This is a genomic window from Rhodoferax lacus, from assembly GCF_003415675.1.
GTDB classification, from domain to species: Bacteria; Pseudomonadota; Gammaproteobacteria; order Burkholderiales; family Burkholderiaceae_C; genus Allorhodoferax; species Allorhodoferax lacus.
The window spans coordinates 1-21,210 of record NZ_QFZK01000027.1 but is presented as its reverse complement, the minus strand read 5'-3'; the positions used below and the strand labels follow the sequence as shown (position 1 = coordinate 21,210).

General features: G+C 64.0%; 19 protein-coding genes. 7 read left to right on the top strand and 12 right to left on the bottom strand.

The window, feature by feature from the left end; translation table 11 throughout:
• Genes DIC66_RS21110 through DIC66_RS21100 form a run of 3 tightly spaced genes read left to right on the top strand, consistent with a single transcriptional unit; the run spans position 1 to position 3,499 of the window.
• Entirely contained in the window at positions 1-1,008 is a 1,008-nt protein-coding gene (locus DIC66_RS21110; protein ID WP_199534815.1) for an NADH-quinone oxidoreductase subunit B family protein, read from the top strand.
• A gap of 10 nt (positions 1,009-1,018) precedes the next feature.
• The gene (locus DIC66_RS21105; RefSeq protein ID WP_117180161.1) at positions 1,019-2,470 is read left to right on the top strand and encodes a nickel-dependent hydrogenase large subunit; all 1,452 of its coding nucleotides are present in this window, start codon (positions 1,019-1,021) and stop codon (positions 2,468-2,470) included.
• Between the two features lie 18 nt (positions 2,471-2,488).
• A complete protein-coding gene (locus tag DIC66_RS21100) occupies positions 2,489-3,499 on the top strand; it encodes a sensor histidine kinase (RefSeq protein ID WP_117180160.1) in 1,011 nt (336 codons plus the stop codon).
• 60 nt (positions 3,500-3,559) lie between these two features.
• Here the strand turns inward: DIC66_RS21100 and DIC66_RS21095 are convergent, their stop codons facing one another.
• The 11 genes from DIC66_RS21095 to DIC66_RS21045 form a co-directional block, all read right to left on the bottom strand.
• Positions 3,560-4,264, bottom strand: a complete 705-nt coding sequence (locus DIC66_RS21095; protein ID WP_117180159.1) for an RES family NAD+ phosphorylase — start codon at positions 4,262-4,264, stop codon at positions 3,560-3,562.
• Positions 4,261-4,635 (bottom strand): antitoxin Xre/MbcA/ParS toxin-binding domain-containing protein, encoded by a 375-nt coding sequence (locus DIC66_RS21090; RefSeq protein WP_117180158.1) that lies wholly within the window; start codon positions 4,633-4,635, stop codon positions 4,261-4,263. The genes DIC66_RS21095 and DIC66_RS21090 overlap by 4 nt, the downstream gene beginning before the upstream one ends.
• Positions 4,636-4,732: 97 nt before the next feature.
• Positions 4,733-5,770, bottom strand: coding sequence for a class II fructose-bisphosphate aldolase (fba, locus tag DIC66_RS21085; RefSeq protein ID WP_117180157.1), 1,038 nt, complete (start codon positions 5,768-5,770; stop codon positions 4,733-4,735).
• 28 nt (positions 5,771-5,798) lie between these two features.
• The gene (locus DIC66_RS21080) at positions 5,799-7,001 is read right to left on the bottom strand and encodes a phosphoglycerate kinase (protein ID WP_233506043.1); all 1,203 of its coding nucleotides are present in this window, start codon (positions 6,999-7,001) and stop codon (positions 5,799-5,801) included.
• Entirely contained in the window at positions 6,998-8,014 is a 1,017-nt protein-coding gene (gene gap, locus DIC66_RS21075; RefSeq protein WP_117180155.1) for a type I glyceraldehyde-3-phosphate dehydrogenase, read from the bottom strand. The genes DIC66_RS21080 and gap overlap by 4 nt, the downstream gene beginning before the upstream one ends.
• 18 nt (positions 8,015-8,032) lie before the next feature.
• Positions 8,033-8,707 carry an HAD-IA family hydrolase gene (locus DIC66_RS21070; RefSeq protein ID WP_117180154.1) on the bottom strand — a complete coding sequence of 225 codons (675 nt, stop codon included), beginning with the start codon at positions 8,705-8,707 and terminating at the stop codon, positions 8,033-8,035.
• A 10-nt stretch (positions 8,708-8,717) separates the two neighbouring features.
• Positions 8,718-10,793 (bottom strand): transketolase, encoded by a 2,076-nt coding sequence (gene tkt, locus DIC66_RS21065; protein ID WP_117180153.1) that lies wholly within the window; start codon positions 10,791-10,793, stop codon positions 8,718-8,720.
• Between the two features lies 1 nt (position 10,794).
• The gene (locus tag DIC66_RS21060) at positions 10,795-11,670 is read right to left on the bottom strand and encodes a phosphoribulokinase (RefSeq protein ID WP_117180152.1); all 876 of its coding nucleotides are present in this window, start codon (positions 11,668-11,670) and stop codon (positions 10,795-10,797) included.
• Between the two features lie 39 nt (positions 11,671-11,709).
• Entirely contained in the window at positions 11,710-12,804 is a 1,095-nt protein-coding gene (locus DIC66_RS21055; protein WP_117180151.1) for a class 1 fructose-bisphosphatase, read from the bottom strand.
• A gap of 34 nt (positions 12,805-12,838) precedes the next feature.
• A complete protein-coding gene (gene rpe / locus DIC66_RS21050; RefSeq protein WP_117180150.1) occupies positions 12,839-13,549 on the bottom strand; it encodes a ribulose-phosphate 3-epimerase in 711 nt (236 codons plus the stop codon).
• Between the two features lie 8 nt (positions 13,550-13,557).
• Positions 13,558-14,274 carry an HAD-IA family hydrolase gene (locus DIC66_RS21045; RefSeq protein ID WP_117180149.1) on the bottom strand — a complete coding sequence of 239 codons (717 nt, stop codon included), beginning with the start codon at positions 14,272-14,274 and terminating at the stop codon, positions 13,558-13,560.
• Positions 14,275-14,412: 138 nt separating this feature from the next.
• Here DIC66_RS21045 and DIC66_RS21040 point away from each other — a divergent pair, with 138 nt between their 5' ends.
• The 4 genes from DIC66_RS21040 to DIC66_RS21025 all read left to right on the top strand — a co-directional run bounded on the left by DIC66_RS21040 (position 14,413) and on the right by DIC66_RS21025 (position 19,882).
• On the top strand, positions 14,413-15,324 hold the full coding sequence (locus DIC66_RS21040; RefSeq protein WP_117180148.1) for a LysR family transcriptional regulator: 912 nt from the start codon (positions 14,413-14,415) through the stop codon (positions 15,322-15,324).
• Between the two features lie 129 nt (positions 15,325-15,453).
• Positions 15,454-16,833 carry a ribulose-bisphosphate carboxylase gene (locus tag DIC66_RS21035; RefSeq protein WP_117180147.1) on the top strand — a complete coding sequence of 460 codons (1,380 nt, stop codon included), beginning with the start codon at positions 15,454-15,456 and terminating at the stop codon, positions 16,831-16,833.
• 20 nt (positions 16,834-16,853) lie between these two features.
• On the top strand, positions 16,854-17,645 hold the full coding sequence (locus tag DIC66_RS21030; RefSeq protein WP_117180184.1) for a CbbQ/NirQ/NorQ/GpvN family protein: 792 nt from the start codon (positions 16,854-16,856) through the stop codon (positions 17,643-17,645).
• The gene (locus DIC66_RS21025) at positions 17,642-19,882 is read left to right on the top strand and encodes a nitric oxide reductase activation protein NorD (RefSeq protein ID WP_117180146.1); all 2,241 of its coding nucleotides are present in this window, start codon (positions 17,642-17,644) and stop codon (positions 19,880-19,882) included. Before DIC66_RS21030 ends, DIC66_RS21025 begins: the two co-directional genes overlap by 4 nt.
• Before the next feature lie 7 nt (positions 19,883-19,889).
• Here the strand turns inward: DIC66_RS21025 and DIC66_RS21020 are convergent.
• Positions 19,890-21,210 (bottom strand): type II toxin-antitoxin system HipA family toxin (locus DIC66_RS21020; RefSeq protein WP_147321373.1); only part of this gene is annotated, 1,321 nt, incomplete at its 5' end.

Here is a 21,210-nt window from a genome sequence, read left to right as displayed (position 1 = left end):
ATGGGCGCACCCCTGAATGTGCTGTGGCTGCAATCCGGCGGCTGCGGCGGCTGCAGCATGTCGCTGCTGTGCGCCGACACCACCGACTTCCACGGCCAGCTGCGCGATGCCAATATCAATCTGCTGTGGCACCCTTCCCTGTCGCTGGAAAGCGGGCAGGAGCTCATCGCCATGCTGAGCGCCATCCAGGCCGGCACGCTGCGGCTTGACGCGCTGTGCATAGAAGGCGCACTCTTGCGCGGCCCGAATGGCACAGGGCGCTTTCATGTGCTGGCCGGCACTGGCATCCCCATGGTCCGTTGGGTGGAACAGCTGGCAGCCAGGGCGCGCCATGTGGTGGCCGTGGGCAGCTGTGCCGCCTGGGGTGGCATCACGGCGGGCGGCAGCAACCCCACCGATGCCTGCGGCCTGCAGTACGAAGACGACCGCGTGGGTGGTTTGCTGGGTGCAGCGTTTCGTTCGGGCAGCGGCCTGCCGGTGATCAACATCGCCGGCTGCCCCACGCACCCGGGCTGGGTGCTGGACAGCCTGATGGCGCTGGCAGACAACACCCTTCTGGCAGAGGACTTGGACAGCCTGGGCCGCCCGCGTTTTTATGCCGACCAGCTGGTGCACCACGGCTGCTCGCGCAACGAGTACTACGAATACAAAGCCAGCGCCGAGAAGCCCTCGGACCTGGGTTGCATGATGGAGCACATGGGCTGCAAGGGCACGCAGGTGCATGCCGACTGCAACCTGCGGCCCTGGAATGGCGAGGGCTCGTGCACGCGCGGCGGCTATGCCTGCATCGCCTGCACCGAGCCGGGTTTTCAGGAACCCGGCCACCCGTTTCACACGACACCCAAGATTGCCGGCATACCGATTGGCCTGCCCACCGACATGCCCAAGGCCTGGTTTGTGGCGCTGGCCTCGCTGTCCAAATCGGCCACGCCGCGGCGCGTCAAACTCAATGCCGTGGCCGACCATCTGGTGGTGGCACCCATTGCCCGCAAAACCCGTCTCAAGTGAACCCATTGCCGTGACCCGTTTGCTGGTAGGACCGTTTAACCGCGTGGAGGGCGACCTGGAAGTCAGCCTGGACCTGGAGGACGGGCGGGTGCGCTCGGCCCAGGTCAACTCCCCCATGTACCGGGGCTTTGAGCAGATCCTGCAGGGCAAGCAGCCGCAGGACGCGCTGGTGTATGTGCCGCGCATCTGCGGCATTTGCTCGGTGTCGCAGTCGGTGGCCTGCGCACGCGCGCTGGCCAGCCTGGCCAACATCCATATGCCGCCCAATGGCCAGCACGCCACCAACATCGTGCTGGCCACGGAAAACCTGGCCGATCACCTGACGCACTTCTATCTGTTCTTCATGCCGGACTTCACGCGGCCGGTGTATGCCAACCAGGCCTGGCATGCCGAAGCCGTGCGCCGCTTTGATGCGCAGAGCGGCGAGCAGACGCGCGCTGCGATTGCCGCGCGCCAGCGCTGGTTCACCCTGCTGGGCACGCTGGCGGGCAAGTGGCCGCATACGCAAAGCATAGAGCCCGGCGGCTCCACGCGGCCGATCGAGGTGGCCGAGCGCGGCCGTCTGCTGGTCAAGGTGCGCGAGTTCCGCCGCTTTCTGGAGCGCGAGCTGTTTGCCGAGCCGCTGGAATTCATCAGCAGCCTGCACAGTGAAGAAGCGCTGTGGCAGTGGCATGCCCAGGACCCCTGGCGCGGCGACTTGCGCCTGTTTCTCAGCATGGTGCAGGACTGCGGCCTGAGTGGCCTGGGCCCAGGCCCGGGGCGCTACATGAGCTTTGGTGCCTACCCGCAGCCCGATGGCAGCTTTGCTTTGGGCGGTGGCGTCTGGCACCAGGGCGCAGCGTCGCCTCTGGATGCAGGCAGCATCACCGAGGATGCCACCCACGCCTGGCTCTCTGACCTGGCAGGCCCGCGCCATCCGCAGGACGGCATCACCCTGCCCGATATGGACAAGCCCGCGGCCTACACCTGGAACAAGGCGCCGCGGCTGGCGGGTGAGGTGATTGAGACCGGCGCCATTGCGCGCCAGCTGGCCAGCCAGCACGCCTTGATCGTTGACGCCGTAGCACACCATGGTGGCACGGTGTTTACGCGCGTGCTTGCGCGCCTGCTGGAGCTGGCCCGCGTGGTGCCCCTGATGGAGCAGTGGCTGCAGGAGCTGCGCCCCAACGAAGCCTATTGCGTGCCCACCCCCGCGTTTACCGAAGGCGTGGGCGTGGGCCTGAGCGAGGCCGCGCGCGGCAGCCTGGGCCATTGGGTGGTGGCCAGCAAAGGCCGCATTGCCAACTACCAGATCGTGGCGCCCACCACCTGGAATTTTTCACCGCGCGATGCGGCCGGAACCCCCGGTGCGCTGGAGCAGGCGCTGGTGGGGGCCCCCGTGCAGCCGGGCGAGACCACGCCGGTGGCGGTGCAGCACATCGTGCGCTCCTTTGATCCGTGCATGGTGTGCACGGTGCATTGATCCCGTAGACTGCAACGCATGCCGCCGCGCATCTCTCCGCCACTGCCCCACGCGCCCTCTCCTGGTGGGCTCGAAGGCGTGGACGAATCCACCTGGCTGGACGTGATCCAGAAGATGGACGAGGTGTATTCGCAGCTCATCACCGACGAGATCGAGCTGGAGAAAAAGAACGCCGAGCTGGAGCGCACCAACCAGGAGTTGCAGGACGCCCACGACGCGCTCAAGCGCACCCAGCAGCAACTCATCCACTCGGAAAAAATGGCCTCGCTGGGGCGCCTGGTGGCCGGCGTGGCGCATGAGCTCAACAACCCGATCAGCTTTGTGCTGGGCAATGTGCATGCCCTGAGTCGCTACTGCGCGCGCCTGGGCACCTATGTGAACGCGGTGCACGAGGGCCAGGACGCTGCGGCCGTGCAGGCCCTGCGCAAGCAGCTGCGCATAGAACACATGCTGGACGATTTGCCCTCGCTGATTGCGGGCACGCTCGAAGGTGCGCAGCGCACCGCCGACATCGTCAACGACCTGAAGCGCTTTTCTGCCATGGACCCCGAGGTCAGCCTGCCGGTCAACCTCAATGACGTGGTGGAGCGCGCCCTGCACTGGATCAGCAAGGGCTCGCCTCTGCCATTCGAAGTGCACTGGCAGCCCGGCGCGCATTGCACCGTGACGGGCAGTGCGGCGCAGCTGCAGCAGGTGCTGATGAATCTGTTGCAAAACGCGCTGGATGCGGTGAGCGGCGCCGGCAGCATCACACCGCAGATCTGGATCACGGTGGAGGTGACCAAGGGCCGCGCCTGTTTGCGCGTGCGCGACAACGGCCCCGGCATTGCACCCGAGCACATCCTGCGCATCTTCGACCCCTTCTTCACCACCAAGCCCGTGGGCCAGGGCACCGGCCTGGGCCTGTCCATCAGCTACGGCATCGTGGAGCAGCACGGCGGAACCTTGACGGTGCGCAACCATGCGCAAGGCGGGGCAGAGTTTGTGCTGGAACTGCCGGTGGCGGACAACCAGGCGCCTGCCCACTAGCGTCGCGGCGCGACCCTGGAAAACCACGCGCCTTGCGCGGGAACATCCCGGCCTTGCAAATCAAAATTTCCAGACCTGGGTGTCAGCCCCACACACCATCATGACCGCGTCTTTGGACGCCTTGCAGTGCCAAGTCTGCATGGTCTTACCCCCATCCACCATGGCTAGCGCGTCTACGTCCAGAACGGCGGCACAACGCTGGCCAGGGGCACGCACGGACTCGTAACAAATCCACTGCACGCCTTTGTAGCGGGCGGCCTCAGCGAGTGCCTGGGTTGCGCTGTAGTCGCTTCCATGGGTCCAGGCACTCCGTGCTTCAACCCAGGGGACTTGCATCAGATCCAGCGCCAAGCCTTGAACCTCTGCCTGAAAAAAAGTGTGTTCGGTCAACAGTTCTGTTTTCACCAGCGCCGCACTGTCCAATATGAAACGGTTGCGCCAGTAAGCGACTTCTGCACAGGCTGTGTAAAGCTGCTCGGCACCGTACCAAAGACCACGCTCGCCTGCACGGCGGAAGCGGCTGGGGTGCGGCGGGCGGTAGCGAAACGGCGTGTAGAGCAGATAGTGCTTGGGCGCATGCATCGCCGGCTGTGGCGGCTTGCTATGCTCCAGCAACAACTCCAAAGCCTCCTGCTCTGCACGGCTGTCCACCAGGCGCATGGTGGACACCACGTGTTGGGCCTCGACGCCGCGCCAGGCTAGCATGGACTTGGGGGCCATGCCGCCCTCGAACCAGGCTGGATCCCAGACGCCACGCTCACTCATGCCGGCGCCCGCATGCCATCCAGATAGTTCAATGTCGCGACCAGCCCATCGGCCCGTTCAATCAGCTGCAATGGAACACCACCCAAGGCCTTGTTGTAAGCAGTCATCCAGGACACCCGCTTTTGGTCGTCTGTGCCCACCAGGGCATCCAAGGAGCGGTACACGCGCACCAGCAACAAGGACAGCTCACCCTCCTTCTTGTCCGGATTCAGCGTGATTTCACCTTTCAACAGACGCGATACGGTGGGCTCGCTCAAACCAATGGTTCGTGCCAGCCCAGCCCCCGACTGCCCCAGGTACTGACTCGCGCGGCGCGTAGCCTTGGCGAGCACTTCGCCCGGATCGACTTTGGGTTTGACTTGGGTGTTCATACAGGGCCTTGTTTGTCTTTCACAGGAAATATTCTTACATGAAAACCAAATATTTGCACCTTTAAGCGGCTACCTTTCAGGCTTCCAATGCCTGGGCCTACAGATACCGCCTGGCCATTGCCTCCAGCGCCACCGGCTTGATTCTGGACGCCTGCCCGGCGCAGCCAAAGGCTTCAAAGCGGGCCTTGACGATGCCGCGCGCCGCGTTCTTGGCTGCCACCAGGGCTTTGCGCGGATCGAACTCACTGGGCTGCTGGGCGAAGACCTGGCGCATGGCACCGGTCATGGAGAGGCGGATGTCGGTGTCGATGTTGATCTTGCGCACACCGCTCTGGATGCCGCGCTGGATTTCTTCCACCGGCACGCCGTAGGTCTCCTTGATGTCGCCGCCAAACTGGCGAATGATGGCCAGCCATTCCTGCGGTACGCTGCTGGAGCCGTGCATCACCAGGTGGGTGTTGGGAATCTGGGCGTGGATGGCGGCAATGCGGTCCATGGCCAGGATGTCGCCGGTGGGCTTGCGTGTGAACTTGTAGGCGCCGTGGCTGGTGCCAATCGCAATGGCCAGGGCGTCCACGCCAGTGCGCTGCACAAAGTCGCGCGCCTGCAGCGGATCGGTGAGCAGCATGTCATGGCTGAGTTTGCCCTCGGCACCGATGCCGTCTTCTTCACCGGCCTCGCCGGTTTCCAGCGAACCCAGGCAGCCCAGTTCGCCCTCCACCGAGACACCGATGGGGTGCGCCATCTGGCAGACGCGCTGGGTGATGTCCACGTTGTAGTCGTAGCTGGCCGGGGTCTTGCCGTCACCCATGAGCGAGCCGTCCATCATCACGCTGGTAAAGCCCGAGCGAATGCTTTGCTGGCACACCGCGGCCGAGGTGCCGTGGTCCTGGTGCACCACCACCGGAATGTCGGGGTGCGTCTCCACTGCCGCCAGCATCAGGTGGCGCAGGTAGGCCTCACCCGCGTATTTGCGCGCACCGGCCGAGGCCTGCAGGATGACCGGGCTGTCGGTCTCCTGCGCGGCCTCCATGATGGCGAGGATCTGCTCCAGGTTGTTGACGTTGAAGGCGGGCACGCCGTAGCCGTTTTCGGCGGCGTGGTCCAGCACCTGGCGAAGGGAAACAAAAGCCATGGGAAATTTCCTTGGATAAAAAAATGAATCAAGCCGCAGCGCGCGCTTGCAGAATCTGGAACGCCGGCAAGGTCTTGCCCTCCAACACCTCCAGAAAAGCGCCGCCGCCGGTGGAGATGTAGCCCACGTCTTTTTCGATGCCGTACTTGGCAATGGCTGCCAGCGTGTCACCGCCGCCGGCAATGCTGAAGGCGGCAGACTGGGCAATCGCCTGGGCGATCACCCGCGTGCCGTTCTCGAACGCGGGGAACTCGAACACTCCCACCGGGCCGTTCCACACAATGCTGCCGGCACGCTGCAGTTGCTCGGCCAGGCGCCGAGCGGTCTCGGGGCCTATGTCCAGAATCAGGTCATCATCGGCCACTGCGCTGGCGGCCTTGATGGTGGCCACGGCATCGGCACCAAAGCTTTTGGCGGTGACCACATCGGTCGGAATGGGCACCTCGGCGCCGCGCGCGCGCATGGCCTCGATGACGGCGCGGGCCTCGTCCACCAGGCCGGGTTCGGCCAGGCTTTTGCCGATGTTCAATCCGGCCGCCAGCATGAAGGTGTTGGCAATGCCGCCGCCCACAATCAGCTGGTCCACATTCCTGGCCAGGGCATTGAGGATGCTGAGTTTGCTGGACACCTTGGAGCCCGCCACGATGGCCACCAGCGGCCGCGCCGGGTTTTGCAGAGCCAGGTGGATGGCGTCAATCTCTGCGGACAACAAGGGGCCTGCGCAGGCAATCGGCGCGTACTGCGCCATGCCGTAGGTGGTGGCCTCGGCGCGGTGGGCGGTGCCGAAGGCGTCGTGCACAAAGATGTCGCACAGCGCGGCCAGACGGCGCGCCAGCGTTTCGTCGTTCTTCTTCTCGCCGACGTTCAAGCGGCAGTTTTCCAGCAGGACGATCTGGCCGGGTTCTACCGGCAGCGGGCCCTGTGCCTCGGCCCAGTTGCGCACCAGCGGCACTTCGCGGCCCAGCAATTCGCCCAGGCGCTGGGCGACCGGGGCCAGCGAGTCCTGTTCGCTGAAGATGCCCTCGACAGGACGCCCCAGATGGCTGGTGACCATGACGGCTGCACCGGCCTCCAGCGCCATGCGGATGCAGGGCAGGCTGGCGCGTATGCGCGTGTCTTCGGTGATGCGGCCTTGCGCATCCAGGGGCACGTTCAGGTCGGCACGAATAAAAACCCGGCGGCCGACGGCAAAGCCGCTGGCCACCACATCGGCAAAACGCAGGACCTTCACAGCGCGGCTCCTGTGAAGGCGCCCACCACGCGGACCATTTCCAGGCACTTGTTCGAGTAGCCCCATTCGTTGTCGTACCAGCTGACCAGCTTCACGAAGGTGCCGTCCAGGGCGATGCTGGCGTCGGCGTCGAAGATGGAGGTGCGGGTGTCACCACGGAAGTCGGTGGCCACGACCTTGTCGGTGGTGTAGCCCAGCACGCCCTTCAGCGCGCCTTCACTTTGCAGCTTGATCTCGGCGCAGATCTCGGCCAGCGTGGCGCTGGTGTTGAGTTCCACCGTCAGGTCCACCACCGACACGTCGCTGGTGGGCACGCGGAAGGACATGCCGGTGAGCTTTTTGTTCAGCTCGGGGATGACCACGCCCACGGCCTTGGCCGCACCGGTGCTGCTGGGGATGATGTTTTCCAGAATGCCGCGGCCGCCGCGCCAGTCTTTGTTGGAAGGGCCGTCCACGGTCTTCTGTGTGGCAGTGGCTGCGTGCACGGTGGTCATCAGGCCGCGCTTGATGCCGAACTTGTCATGGACCACCTTGGCCAAAGGGGCCAGGCAGTTGGTGGTGCAGGAGGCGTTGGAGATGATGGCCTCACCCTTGTAGGTCTTCTCGTTCACGCCAAACACGAACATGGGGGTGTCGTCTTTGGAGGGGGCCGAGAAGATGACCTTCTTGGCGCCCGCTGCCAGGTGCTTTTCGCCACCGGCCTTGTCCAGGAAGATGCCGGTGGACTCGATCACCACGTCAGCGCCGACTTCGTTCCACTTCAGGTTGACGGGGTCTTTTTCCTGGGTCAGGCGGATCTTCTTGCCATTGACCACCAGGGTATTGCCTTCAACAGACACTTCGCCCTTGAAGCGGCCATGCACCGAGTCGTACTGCAGCATGTAGGCCAGGTAATGGGGCTCGAGCAGGTCGTTGATGGCGACCACTTCGATGTCGCTGAAGTTTTGCAGCGCCGAGCGCAGCACGTTGCGGCCGATACGGCCAAAGCCGTTGATGCCAATTTGGATAGCCATGAAACCTGTCCTTGAAATTTAAATGGAAATCAGCGCCGAGCAATCGGCAATCACGCGGTCCGGCCCACAGCCTTCAATGGGGTGGCCCATGTTGTAGCCATAGGGCAGCGCCCAGACCGGAACGCCAGCGTTGCGCGCCGTGGCCACGTCGATGCTGGAGTCGCCCACAAACAGCGCACGCGTGCGGGCTACATCAAACTTGTCCAGGCAGGCCAGGATGCCGGCCGGGTCGGGCTTTTTGGTGGACAGGGTGTCACCGCTGACCACCCAGTCCAGAAGCGGCATGAGCTGGTGCGCGTCCAGCACGGTCTGGGTGTAGCGCGACTCCTTGTTGGTCACCACGGCCAGCTTCACGCCCTGCGCTTTCAAGGTGGTCAGCGTCTCACGCACTTGCGGGTAGAGGTGGCTGCGGGTGCCACAGCGGCGCTGGTAGTGGCTGTCGAACTCGGCGGCGATGGCCGGCAAGGTCTCGCTCATGCGCACGCTGGCGACAGACACGCCGCCACTGGAGGCCAGCGCCTGGACCAGGAGCGCAGCCGTGCCGTGGCCTATCCAGTCGTTGACTTGCTGCAGGCTCACGTCCACCAGATCAAAGCGGCGCAAGGTGTCGTTGACGGCGTCGCAAATTTCGGGGGCGGTGGCAATCAGCGTGCCATCCAGGTCGAACATGACCAGGTCATAGGGAAGAGACATACTGTGTTCCCTAGTTCGACGGGGCCAGGGTGCGTGCAGAGGCCGCACTGTGCGCCCGGTTGACCAGCAGGTGTACGGCAGTGACCACGCGCTCGGCCGTGATGCCAAAGTGTTTGTACAAATCCTTGGCCGGAGCCGACTCGCCAAACGTGGCCATGCCAACCACCACGCCGCTGCGGCCCACGTACTTGCGCCAGAAGTCCGGCTGCGCGGCCTCGATCGCCACACCGGGCAGGTCCAGGGGCAGCACCTGGTCCTGGTAGGCATGGGACTGGCGGTCAAACACATTGCTGCAGGGCATGGAGACCACGCGTGTGGCGATGCCCTCAGCGGCCAGCGTGGTCTGGGCCTGCAGGGCCAGCTCCAGTTCGGAGCCGGTGGAGAGGATCACGGCTCGCGCACCCTCCATGTCCGACAGCACATAGCCGCCCTGGCCAATGCGGGCCTGCATGTCGATGGTGGTCACGCGCGGCAGGTTCTGGCGCGACAGGCACAGGGCGCTGGGGCCGTCTTTGCGCTGCACGGCACAGGCCCAGGCCACGGCGGTCTCCAGAGCGTCGGCGGGGCGCCACACGTCCAGGCCAGGGATGATGCGCAGGGAGGGAATGTGCTCCACGCTCTGGTGCGTGGGGCCGTCTTCGCCCAGGCCAATGCTGTCGTGGGTGAAGACGTGGATGACGCGGCGCTTCATGAGCGCAGCCATGCGGATGGCGTTGCGGCTGTAGTCGCTGAAGGTCAGAAACGTGCCACCAAAGGGGATGAAGCCGCCATGCAGGGCCATGCCATTCATCATGGCGGCCATGCCGAATTCGCGCACGCCGTAGCTCATGTGGTTGCCGGCCTGGAAGTGGCCTTGCGCGTCCACACCGGCCTTGGTGCAGCCCTTGAAGTTGGTGAGGTTGGAGCCGGTGAGGTCGGCACTGCCACCAAAGAATTCGGGCAGCAGCGGGGCCAGAAGGTCCAGCGCATTCTGGCTGGCCTTGCGGGTGGCCACCGGGTCTGGGCGGGCCGCAATGGCGCCCAGCAGTTCGGGCAGTTGCTCGGCCAAGCCGGGCAGCAGGTCGCCCGCCATGCGCCGCTCCAGCTCGGCCGCGCGTGCCGGGAATTCCGAGCGATAGGCCTCGAAGCGGGTGCGCCAGGCGCGCTCGGCCGTCTGGCCACGTGCCACGGCATTCCAGGCTTGGGCAATGTCCTCGGGAATCTCGAAGGGTGCATAAGGCCAGTCCAGTGCGAGACGGGTGGCCGCCACTTCTGCCGCACCCAGGGCTGCGCCATGTACATCGTGCGTGCCGGCCTTGTTGGGCGAGCCCATGCCGATGATGGTCTTGCAGCAGATCAGCGTGGGCCGTCCATCGGGACGTGCCGCCTGGGCCTGGGCCGCGCGCACGGCGGCGTCCAGGTCGGCCGGGCTGTGGCCGTTGACCGCGGGGATGACGTTCCAGCCATAGGCGGCAAAACGCTGCGGCGTGTTGTCGGTGAACCAGCCTTCCACATGGCCGTCAATCGAGATGCCGTTGTCGTCGTAGAACGCGATCAGCTTGGACAGCTTCAGCGTGCCGGCCAGCGAGCAGACCTCGTGGCTGATGCCCTCCATCAGGCAGCCGTCGCCCATGAAGACGTAGGTGTGGTGGTCCACCACGGTGTGGCCGCCCTGGTTGAATTCGGCGGCCAATAATTTTTCAGCCAGCGCCATGCCCACGGCATTGGCCAGGCCCTGACCCAGCGGGCCGGTGGTGGTTTCCACGCCGGGTGTGACGTCCACCTCCGGGTGGCCGGGCGTCTTGCTGTGCAGCTGGCGGAAGTTTTTGAGTTCCTGCAGCGGCAGGTCGTAGCCGGTCAGGTGCAACAACGCATACAACAGCATGGAGCCGTGGCCGTTGGAGAGGACAAAGCGGTCACGGTCCATCCAGTGCGGGTTGGCCGGGTTGTGCTTGAGGTGGCGATTCCACAGCACCTCGGCCATATCGGCCATGCCCATGGGCGCGCCGGGGTGGCCGGACTTGGCCTTTTCGACTGCGTCCACAGCCAGCATGCGAATCGCGTTGGCCATGTTGCGGGCCATCTCGGGGGTGGGTTGCTGGCTCATATCAGGCTCCCCGCTTCTTGCGTTCCATCATGCGCCAGATGAACGGTGTGAATATCAACTGCATGGCGAGTTCCATTTTTCCGCCGGGCACCACGATGGTGTTGGCGCGGCTCATGAAGCTGCCGTCCACCATGCTGCGCAGGTACTGGAAGTCGATGCCCTTGGGCTTGGCAAAGCGGATCACCACCATGCTCTCGTCGGGGCTTGGTATGTCGCGCGAAATGAAGGGGTTGCTGGTGTCCACCATGGGCACGCGCTGGAAGTTCACATGCGTGTGCATGAACTGCGGACAGATGTAGTTCACGTAGTCGGGCATGCGCCGCAGGATGGTGTCGGTCACGGCCTCGGTGCTGTAGCCGCGTTTGGACTTGTCGCGCCAGAGCTTCTGGATCCACTCCAGGTTGATCACCGGCACCACGCCGATCAGCAGGTCGGGGTGCTGGGCGATGTTGACCTCGGGCGTGACCACGGCGCCGTGCAGGCCTTCGTAGAACAGCAGGTCGGTGTTCGCCGGCACGTCCTCCCAGGGTGTGAAGGTACCGGGCTCCTGCTTGTAGGGGGCGGCCTCCTCGGTGTCGTGCAGGTACTTGCGGCGTTTGCCGGTACCGGTGGCGGCGTAGTCGCGAAACAGGGCTTCGAGCTCGGGGAACATATTGTTCTCGGGGCCGAAGTGGCTGAAGTTCTTGTTGCCCTGGGCCTCGGCTTCGGCCAGGCGCAGCTTCATTTCCTTGCGGTCGTGGCGGTGGAAGCTGTCGCCTTCGATGACGGCGGCGTCCACGTTTTCGCGCCGGAAAATATTCTCGAAGGTGCGCGTCACCGAGGTGGTGCCGGCACCGCTGGAGCCGGTGATGGCGATGATGGGATGGCGTTCAGACATGGGACTGTCTCCTGAAGTTGAAAAGAGGGTTGGAGACGTTCAGTCTCTGAAGAGGCTGCGCTCGGCAAACAGGGGCGTGTTCGATTCCTTTTGCTGTGGCTCGGCGTGGTAGCGCTCGATGCGCTCGACCTCGTTTTTGGAACCAAACACCAGGCCTATGCGCTGGTGCAGGCTGGTGGGTTGCACGCCCATCATGGGCATTTCTCCGGTGGAGGCGCGTCCTCCCGCCTGCTCCATCAGCATGCCTATGGGGTTGGCCTCGTACAGCAGGCGCAGGCGCCCTGGCTTGCTCGTGTCCTTGGTATCGCGCGGATACAAAAACACACCGCCGCGCATCAGGATGCGGTGGGCCTCGGCCACCATGCTGGCTATCCAGCGCATATTGAAGTCCTTGGCGCGCGGCCCGGTTTTGCCGGCCAGGCACTCGTCGACATAGCGCTTGACCGGCGCCTCCCAGAAGCGGCTGTTGGAGGCGTTGATGGCGAACTCCTGCGTGTCCTCTGGAATCTGCAGCTTGGGATGGGTGAGCATGAACTCGCCCAGATTCGGGTCCAGGGTGAAGCCGTTCACGCCGTTGCCCACACTGAGCACCAGCATGGTGGTCGGGCCATAGAGCGCGTAACCGGCGGCCACCTGCTTGGCGCCGCTTTGCATGAAGTCGGCCTCGCACACATCGGCGCCGCTGTCGGGGCCGCGCAGGATGGAAAAAATGCTGCCCACCGACACGTTCACATCGATGTTGCTGGAGCCATCCAAGGGGTCAAACACCAGCAGGTATTTGCCGCGCGGGTACTGCGCCGGGATCTGGTAGGGCAGGTCCATTTCCTCGGAGGCCATACCGGCCAGGTGCCCGGCCCATTCGGTGCGCTGGATGAAGACCTGGTTGCTCAGCACGTCGAGCTTTTTTTGCGTCTCGCCCTGCACATTGATGCTGCCGCCGCTCTCTGCATCGTGGTTGCCCATGACGCCACCGAGCTCGCCAAAGGCCACGGCGCGGGCAATGGCCTTGCAGGCAATGGCGACGTCCAGGATCAGGGCATTGAAGTCGCCGCTGGCGTCGGGAAAACGCCTGCGCTCCTCGATCAGGAACTGGGTCAGGGTGGAGCGGTGGGTGACGCTTTTGGTATGGGGCATGGGTCTCTTTCTTGGTATTTAATTCTTTGCGCGTTCAAGCTGGCAGGGCCTGGCGGCGCAGTTCGGCCATCACGCTCCGGTAGCCACCGTCGGCATCGGGTGCACCGAACACGGCGCTGCCGGCCACACAGGTGTCGGCACCGGCCTGCACGATGTGCTGGATGTTGTCGGTCTTCACGCCACCGTCCACCTCCAGCCAGATCGGCTGGCCACCGGCCGCCACGTGGGCGTCAATACGCTGGCGCACGGCGCGCAGTTTGGTGAGGGTAGAGGCAATGAACTTCTGCCCGCCAAAGCCGGGGTTCACGCTCATCAGCAGCACCAGGTCGAGCTTGTCCATCACGTGGTCCAGACACGCCAGCGGCGTGGCGGGGTTGAGCACCAGGCCGGCCTTGCAGCCCAGCTCGCGGATCATGGACAGGGTGCGGTCCACGTGGCGCGAGGCCTCCGGGTGGAAGGTGATGATGTTGGCACCGGCCTTGGCAAACAGGGGAATCAGCGCGTCCACGGGCTCCACCATCAGGTGCACATCGATAGGGATGTTCACATGCGGGCGGATGGCTTCGCACACCAGCGGGCCTATGGTCAGGTTGGGGACGTAGTGGTTGTCCATCACATCGAAGTGCACCAGGTCGGCCCCGGCGCGCTCGATGGCGCGCACCTCCTCGCCCAGGCGGGAGAAGTCGGCCGAGAGAATGCTGGGTGCCAGGCGCAGGACGCCGGGCTTGAAGGTCGTGGGGGTCATGGAAGCTTTCAGTTCAAAAATTCGGTATGCAGCTTGCCCAGGCGCGCCAGGTCGGTATGGCCCAGATCGGGCAGCACACACAGGGCACCGCTGAAGTCGTGGTCGGCCGTGTAGTGGGTGGGCGTGACCACCGTGGCCAGGCCGGCCGCGGTGCTGGCCTGCAGGCCGTTGCGGGAGTCTTCAAAGGCCAGGCATTCACTGGCCGGCAGTTGCAGGGCGGCCAGCATCTGCAGGTAGACCTGGGGGTGGGGCTTTTTCACGGGCGCGGTGGAGGCGTCGCCAATGGCGCTGAAGTTCAGGCGCCAGTCCGCGCCCAGCGCGCGGCGCAGCAGGGCGGCAATGTTCACCGGCGAGGTGGTGGTGGCAATCGCCAGCTGCAGGCCGTTTGCATGGGCCTCTGACATCAGGGCCAGCACGCCGGGGCGCAGCTGCACGGCGCCGCTGTTGACGCTGTCCTCGTAGGCGGCAGTCTTGAGTTCGTGCAGGCGATTGATGCTGTCGGAGAGGGCCGTGGCGTTCAGGGCGCGCATGTCGGGCTGCCGGGCTTTCCAGTAGTGCAGCATGCGCTCCTTGCCGCCGGAGATGTGCAGCAGCTCGGTGTACAGGGCCTCGTCCCACTGCCAGTCCAGGCCGAACTCGGCAAAGGCCTGGTTGAAGGCCGCGCGGTGCGCCGACTCGGTGTCGGCCAGCGTGCCATCCACATCAAAAATCAGCGCCTTGAGCATGCCAGCGTACCTCGCTTGGGTTGTGAAAAAAGGCCCCCGTTTGGGTGACCACGGATTTACTTTAATCGGTCGAATCCATAAACTCTAATCACGTTTTTTTAAAAATCCATCAGCTTTAACTAATGCAATAAGGCTCGCATGCGCCCTTACACACTCAAGCAGATTCAAACCTTTTTGGAAGTGGCACGGCAAAAGTCGGTATCCAAGGCGGCCGAGCGCCTGTTTGTGACCCAACCCGCCGTCTCCATGCAGATCCGCCAGCTCGAAGACGCCTTTGGTCTGGCCCTGCTGGAGCCGGTGGGGCGCAACATCCGACTGACCCATGCGGGCGAGGTGTTCTTGCACCACGCCCAGGCCGCCATGGGCCAGTTCAAGGACCTGGAGGCGCAGATGGACGGATATATCGGCCTGAAGAAAGGCCGCATCGACCTGGCCGTGGTCAGCACTGCCAAGTACTTCATCCCGATGCTGCTGGTGCAGTTTGGCAAGCTGTTTGAGGGCATCCATGTGCAGCTGCAAATTGACAACCGCGAGAACGTGCTGGGCCTGCTGGCCCGCAACGAGGCCGATCTGGTGGTGATGGGCCGCAGCCCCTCCGGGCTGGACTGCGAGGCCACACCCTTTGCCAGCAACCCCCTGGCCATTGTGGCCGCGCCCAACCATGCGCTGGTGCGCCGCCGCCAGCTACCGTTCTCGGCTCTGGCGGACTACAAGTTTGTGGTGCGCGAAGAGGGGTCGGGCACGCGCGCGGCCATGGAGCGCCTGTTTGCGCAGCACAAGACGGCCCTGCGCATCGAGATGGAAATGCCCAGCAACGAGACCATCAAACAGGCCGTGATGGCCGGCATGGGGCTGAGCTTTCTGTCCCTGCGCACCTTGCGCCATGAACTGGCCAGCGGCCATATTGCGCTTGTGGATGTGCAGGGCCTGCCGCCTTCAGGGCACTGGTATGTGACGCACTTGCGTTCAAAGAAGCTGTCGCCTGCAACGCAGGCGTTCAAGGACTTCTTGATTGAGCAAGGCGGGGCGTTGATGGATTCCTGGAGCTGAAGGCACGCCGCCCCAAATCATCAGAAAAAACTGATTCGACGATCAGTTTATTTGAATTTTCATGATGAATAGCCGTCCCTATAGTCCACTCCATTGACAGCCCCTGATGCACACCACTGGAGAAAACACATGGACCAATCGAACCGCTACGCCGACCTCAGCCTGAAGGAAAGCGAACTCATCGCAGGCGGACGCCACATTCTGGTGGCCTACAAAATGAAACCCAAGTCCGGCCACGGTTACCTGGAGGCCGCAGCCCACTTTGCCGCCGAGTCGTCCACCGGAACCAACGTGGAGGTCAGCACCACCGACGACTTCACCCGCGGTGTGGACGCGCTGGTGTACTACATCGACGAGGCCACCGAGGACATGCGCATTGCCTACCCGCTGGACCTGTTTGACCGCAACATCACCGATGGCCGCATGATGATCGTGTCCTTCCTCACGCTGGTGATCGGCAACAACCAGGGCATGGGCGACATCGCGCACGCCAAGATCCACGACTTCTATATGCCCGAGCGCGCCATCCAGTTGTTTGACGGCCCGTCCAAGGACATCTCCGACATGTGGCGCATTCTGGGCCGCCCCATCCAGAACGGCGGCTACATCGCCGGCACCATCATCAAGCCCAAGCTGGGCCTGCGCCCCGAGCCCTTTGCGCACGCGGCCTACCAGTTTTGGCTGGGCGGCGACTTCATCAAGAACGACGAGCCCCAGGGCAACCAGACTTTCGCCCCCATGAAGAAGGTGATGCCGCTGGTGGCCGATGCCATGAAGCGCGCGCAGGATGAGACCGGCCAGCCCAAGCTGTTCTCGGCCAACATCACGGCCGACGACCATTACGAGATGTGCGCCCGCGCCGACTTCGTGCTGGAGACCTTTGGTGCGGACGCCGACAAGGTGGCCTTTCTGGTGGACGGTTTTGTCGGCGGCCCCGGCATGGTCACCACGGCGCGGCGCCAGTATCCCAACCAGTATTTGCACTACCACCGCGCCGGCCACGGCATGGTCACATCGCCTTCGGCCAAGCGCGGCTACACCGCCTTTGTGCTGGCCAAAATGTCGCGCCTGCAGGGGGCATCGGGCATCCACGTGGGCACCATGGGCTACGGCAAGATGGAGGGCGAGAACGAGGACAAAGGCATCGCCTACATGATCGAGCGCGACGAGTGCCAGGGCCCGGTGTACTACCAGAAGTGGTACGGCATGAAGCCCACCACGCCCATCATCTCGGGCGGCATGAATGCGCTGCGCCTGCCCGGATTTTTTGAGAACCTGGGCCACGGCAATGTGATCAACACCTCGGGCGGCGGCTCTTACGGCCACATTGATTCACCTGCCGCCGGTGCCATCTCGCTGCGCCAGTCGTATGAGTGCTGGAAGTCCGGCGCCGACCCGATTGCCTTTGCCAAAGAGCACCAGGAATTTGCCCGGGCCTTTGCCTCGTTTCCGGGGGACGCGGACAAGCTGTATCCGGGCTGGCGCGAGAAGCTGGGCGTGCACCGCTAAGGTTGGGCGAGGCCCAAGCCATGGCACACCCCACAGCCCCACCGCCCTACTACCTGGAGCAGACCAACGAAGTAGCGCTCTACACCGCAGCCTACGCAGCGCGGCTTCCCGTCATGCTCAAGGGCCCCACCGGTTGCGGCAAGTCGCGCTTTGTGGAGTACATGGCCTGGAAGCTGGGCCGGCCACTCATCACCGTGGCCTGCAACGAGGACATGACCGCGTCCGATCTGCTGGGCCGCTACCTGCTGGAGGCCGGCGGCACGCGCTGGCTGGACGGGCCGCTGACCACCGCCGTGCGCAGCGGCGCCATTTGCTACCTGGATGAAATTGTGGAGGCGCGCCAGGACACCACGGTCGTCATCCACCCCTTGTGCGACCACCGGCGCCAGCTGCCTCTGGACAAACGCGGCGAGCTGATTCACGCGCACCCCGACTTTCAGCTGGTGATCTCCTACAACCCGGGCTACCAGAGCCTGATGAAGGACCTCAAGCAATCCACCAAACAGCGCTTTGTGGGCTTTGATTTTGACTACCCGCAGCCCGAGCTGGAAGCCACCGTGCTGATGGCCGAGACCGGCGTGCAGGCCAGCATGGCAGCCAAGCTGGTGCAACTGGCCGGCAGCGCACGCAGGCTCAAGGGCCACGGGCTTGCCGAAGGTCTGTCGACCCGGCTGCTGGTCTACGCCGCAACCCTGATACAGGGGGGCGTGAGCCCGCGCGACGCCTGCGTGATGGCACTGGTGCGGCCCATCTCCGATGACGCCGACATGATTGCCACACTGACCCACGCCATTGACGCGGTGCTGGGGTGAACACCGCCCTGCAGCGCCTGGACAGCGGCTTCCCGCAGGCAGCGCAGGTGCTGGAGGACTGCCTGCCGCAGGCACGCAAGCTGCTCTCACCCGAAGGTGTGGAGGCCTATCTGGATGCGGCGCGGGGCTTGGGCAAGCTGGGCCGTGGGGCCGAGCCCTTGCTGGTGTTTTTGAAGACCTGGCCCGGGCTGGCGTCCCACCTGGGTGAGGCCGCTCTGCCCTTCGTACTGGCCGCGGTGCAGACCATGACGCGCTCGCCCAACGGCCGCACCATCGCACCCTTGCTCCAGTCGCTCGCTGACGTGGCACCGCGCCTGGCCGCCATGCCGGAAGAGTCCGCATTGCAAACCTGCCTGGACATCGTGCTGCAGACCATGGAGCGCACCAGCGGCTCCATCCACGGTGCGCACAAAACCTATGCCAGTGCCTGCCTGCCACCGCTCTTGCAGCACCTGCCGCAGGTGCTCAGCCAACTCTCGCTTTCGGGCCTGCAGCGCTGGATTGATTTTGGCGTGCGCAACTACCCCGAGCACCCCGAGCGCCAGCAGGCCTATTTCAGCCTGCAGTCGCCCGACAGCCGTGCCGTGCTGCAGGGCGAGCGCCAGGGCACGCTTCTGCTGGACCACATGCGCCAGCTGGAGCTGTATCTGCGCAGCCTGTGGCACGGCACCGAGCAGCTGGTTCCCTTCAGCGCAGAGGCCGGCAGGCCGGGACGTGACCTGCCCTACTGGGACAGCAGCGGCATGCGCCTGCCGGATGTGTATGACGCGCTGGGCCCCACCAGCGGCATAGACCGCTACCGTGCAGCGCTGGCCCATATGGCTGCGCACCGGCGCTGGAGCCAGGCCCTGTTTGCCGACAACTGGAGCCCGCTGCAGCGCCTGGCGGTAGAGTTCTTTGAGGATGCCCGGGTGGACCTGCTGGCCATGCGCCTGTACCCGGGCCTGCGCCGCATTTTTTGCGCGCTGCACGCCACACCCACCGAGGGCGCCTGCGACCCGGCCACGCAGTCCTGCCAGCGCCACCGCCTGGCTATGCTTTCACGCGCCCTGCTGGACCCTTCACACACCTATACCGATGGCACACTGCTGCAGTTTGCCAAAGCCTTTTTCGACACCATGGCGCAGGGCGAGTCCAGCACAGCAGCCATGGCCAATCTGGCGATTGCCTATGTGGCCAAGACGCGGCTGCAAAGCGACCAGCTGCCCAACACGTTTTTTACCGACACCGAAATTGCCTACCGCGATGACAACCGCCATCTGTGGAAGTTCCATGAACGCAGCGATGACGAGGAGATGTTTGATGCGCCTCCTGTTGCACGCAGCACGCAGGAGGAACGGGGCTTGCCGCCGCGGCTCTACCCGGAGTGGGACTACGCCAGCCAGTCCTACCGGCCAGACTGGGTCAGCCTGTACGAGCGCCTGCACCCCTCTGGCAGCGGCGCGCACATCGACCAGCTGCTGGAGAAACACACGGCACTGGCCAAGCGGCTCAAGCGCCTGCTCGACAGCCTCAAGCCGCAGGACCGTGCGCGCCTGCGCCACCAGGAAGAAGGCAGCGAGCTGGACCTGGACGCCGCCTGCCAGGCCCAGATTGATCTGCGCTGCGGCCTGCAGCCCGACACGCGCGTGCAGCAGAGCAGCCAAAGCAATGGCCGCAGCATTGCCGTGATGTTGGTGCTGGACCTGTCGGAGTCGCTCAACGCGCGTGCTCCGGGTTCGCAGCAAAGCGTGCTGGAACTCAGCCAGGAGGCGGTTTCGCTATTGGCCTGGGCGGTGGACCAGTTGGGTGACCCGCTGGCCATTGCCGGCTTCCATTCCAATACGCGCCACGAGGTGCGCTATTTGCACATCAAAGGTTTTGGCGAGCGCTGGGGCGATACGGTAAAGAGCCGCCTGGCAGCCATGCAGGCCGGTTACTCCACGCGCATGGGCGCGGCCCTGCGCCATGCCGCCCATTACCTGGGTGCACAGACGGCCGACAAGAAGCTGATGCTGGTGCTCACCGATGGCCAACCGGCTGATGTGGACTGCAGCGATGCGCGCCTGCTGATTGACGACGCACGCCAGTCGGTGCGCGAGTTGGAGCAGCAGGGCATCTTCAGCTACTGCATCAACCTCGATGCCCAGGCCGATGCCTATGTGGCAGACATCTTCGGCCACCACTACACGGTGATGGACCACGTGGAGCGACTGCCCGAGCAGTTGCCGCAACTCTTCATGGCCTTGACGCGGTGAGTGGCTGTCAGGTGACAGGCATGGCCGCCAATTTCATTGCCGTATCCCGCACCCCGCCCAGAATCGTATCCGCTACCTTCTGGTTGAAGCCCGGCGGCAGATTTGCATTGACCTCCTCAATGGCAGAAGGCGTGCGCTGCAAGATGTCCTCAATAATGGGCTCGGCATTGTCTGCGTAGCCGACCTTGCGTGCCGTGCTGTTGAAATGGCGCCGCAGGATGTTGTGCATGTGGTAATGCCGGTTCTTGCCCAGCAGCGCCATGGCCATCTTGATTTCAAGCGGAGACCACAAGTTTGGGCCGTCTCCCATGACCGGGTATGCGGACATCACGTCGTAGAGCTTGGTCAGTTGAAAGCGCCCGCCTGGCAGGAGGTGCACGCTGAAGTTCTTGGCATGCCCATCAGGCGCGCCAAGCAACCAGAAGAGCAACTGCGCGGCCATTACGGTGTGCATGTCCTGCTCGGCATTTTCAGATTGGCGCAAGGTCTTGAACAAGGCCTGCAGTCCGGGGCCGCCGTCGTTCTCATATTTCTGCAATGGAGACACGCCCTCCACTTGACAGAAGTCTTCCTGCGGCAAGCGCATGATCCATTGGCCGCTTGCATTTACGCGCCGGTCAAAGCGCTCAACCACCAGTATGCGCCGTACGCCGAATGTCTGAATCTCGGCATCGGCCACGGGCAGGCCATACGCTTTGAGCAAGCGCAGACACAACCACTCGTTGTCCACTGAAGTGGAGAAGTCCGCTTTGCGTCCGCCAACCAACCCCATTGGCATCTTGAAAATGTGTGTAGTTGGGGTTGCCCCATGGGGTTGCTGCCACCGGCCGTCCCACCACAAGAATGCCGTCTTTTCCTGGGCGCCTGCGAGCGAAATCCGAAAGTCCGCATCGTCAGCCCTGGCGGCTGCGAAGCCTGCCCCTGCGCTTGCTTCGTTCAGCCGTTGCTCTATTTGCGCTGACGACAGCGGCGTACCGTGCACCTGATCGAATTCTGTGGGTTCTTCATCCGCACCCAGTAGCTGTACTGCGCCAACACAATCTCGCCCGATGGCCATGAGCAGATCAAACGGATCGACGGATGCCGTCTTGAAGCGTGCAGCGATGCGCTTGCGGATAGCGTCACTGTCGGGCAACAGGTTGTCAAAGTAATTGAGGACTTTCTCACCTTTATGGGGCAGGTTTTCCAGGTTGAACGGGAGTGAGAGCGATAACGGCCGGCCAAGCCTGGATTGCACCCAAGCCTTGTCGTATTGCAACTGCATGTCACCGCGCGCGGGAATGGTCCACTCTCCTACTCTGGCGCCATTGCTCCAGATGGATAGACTG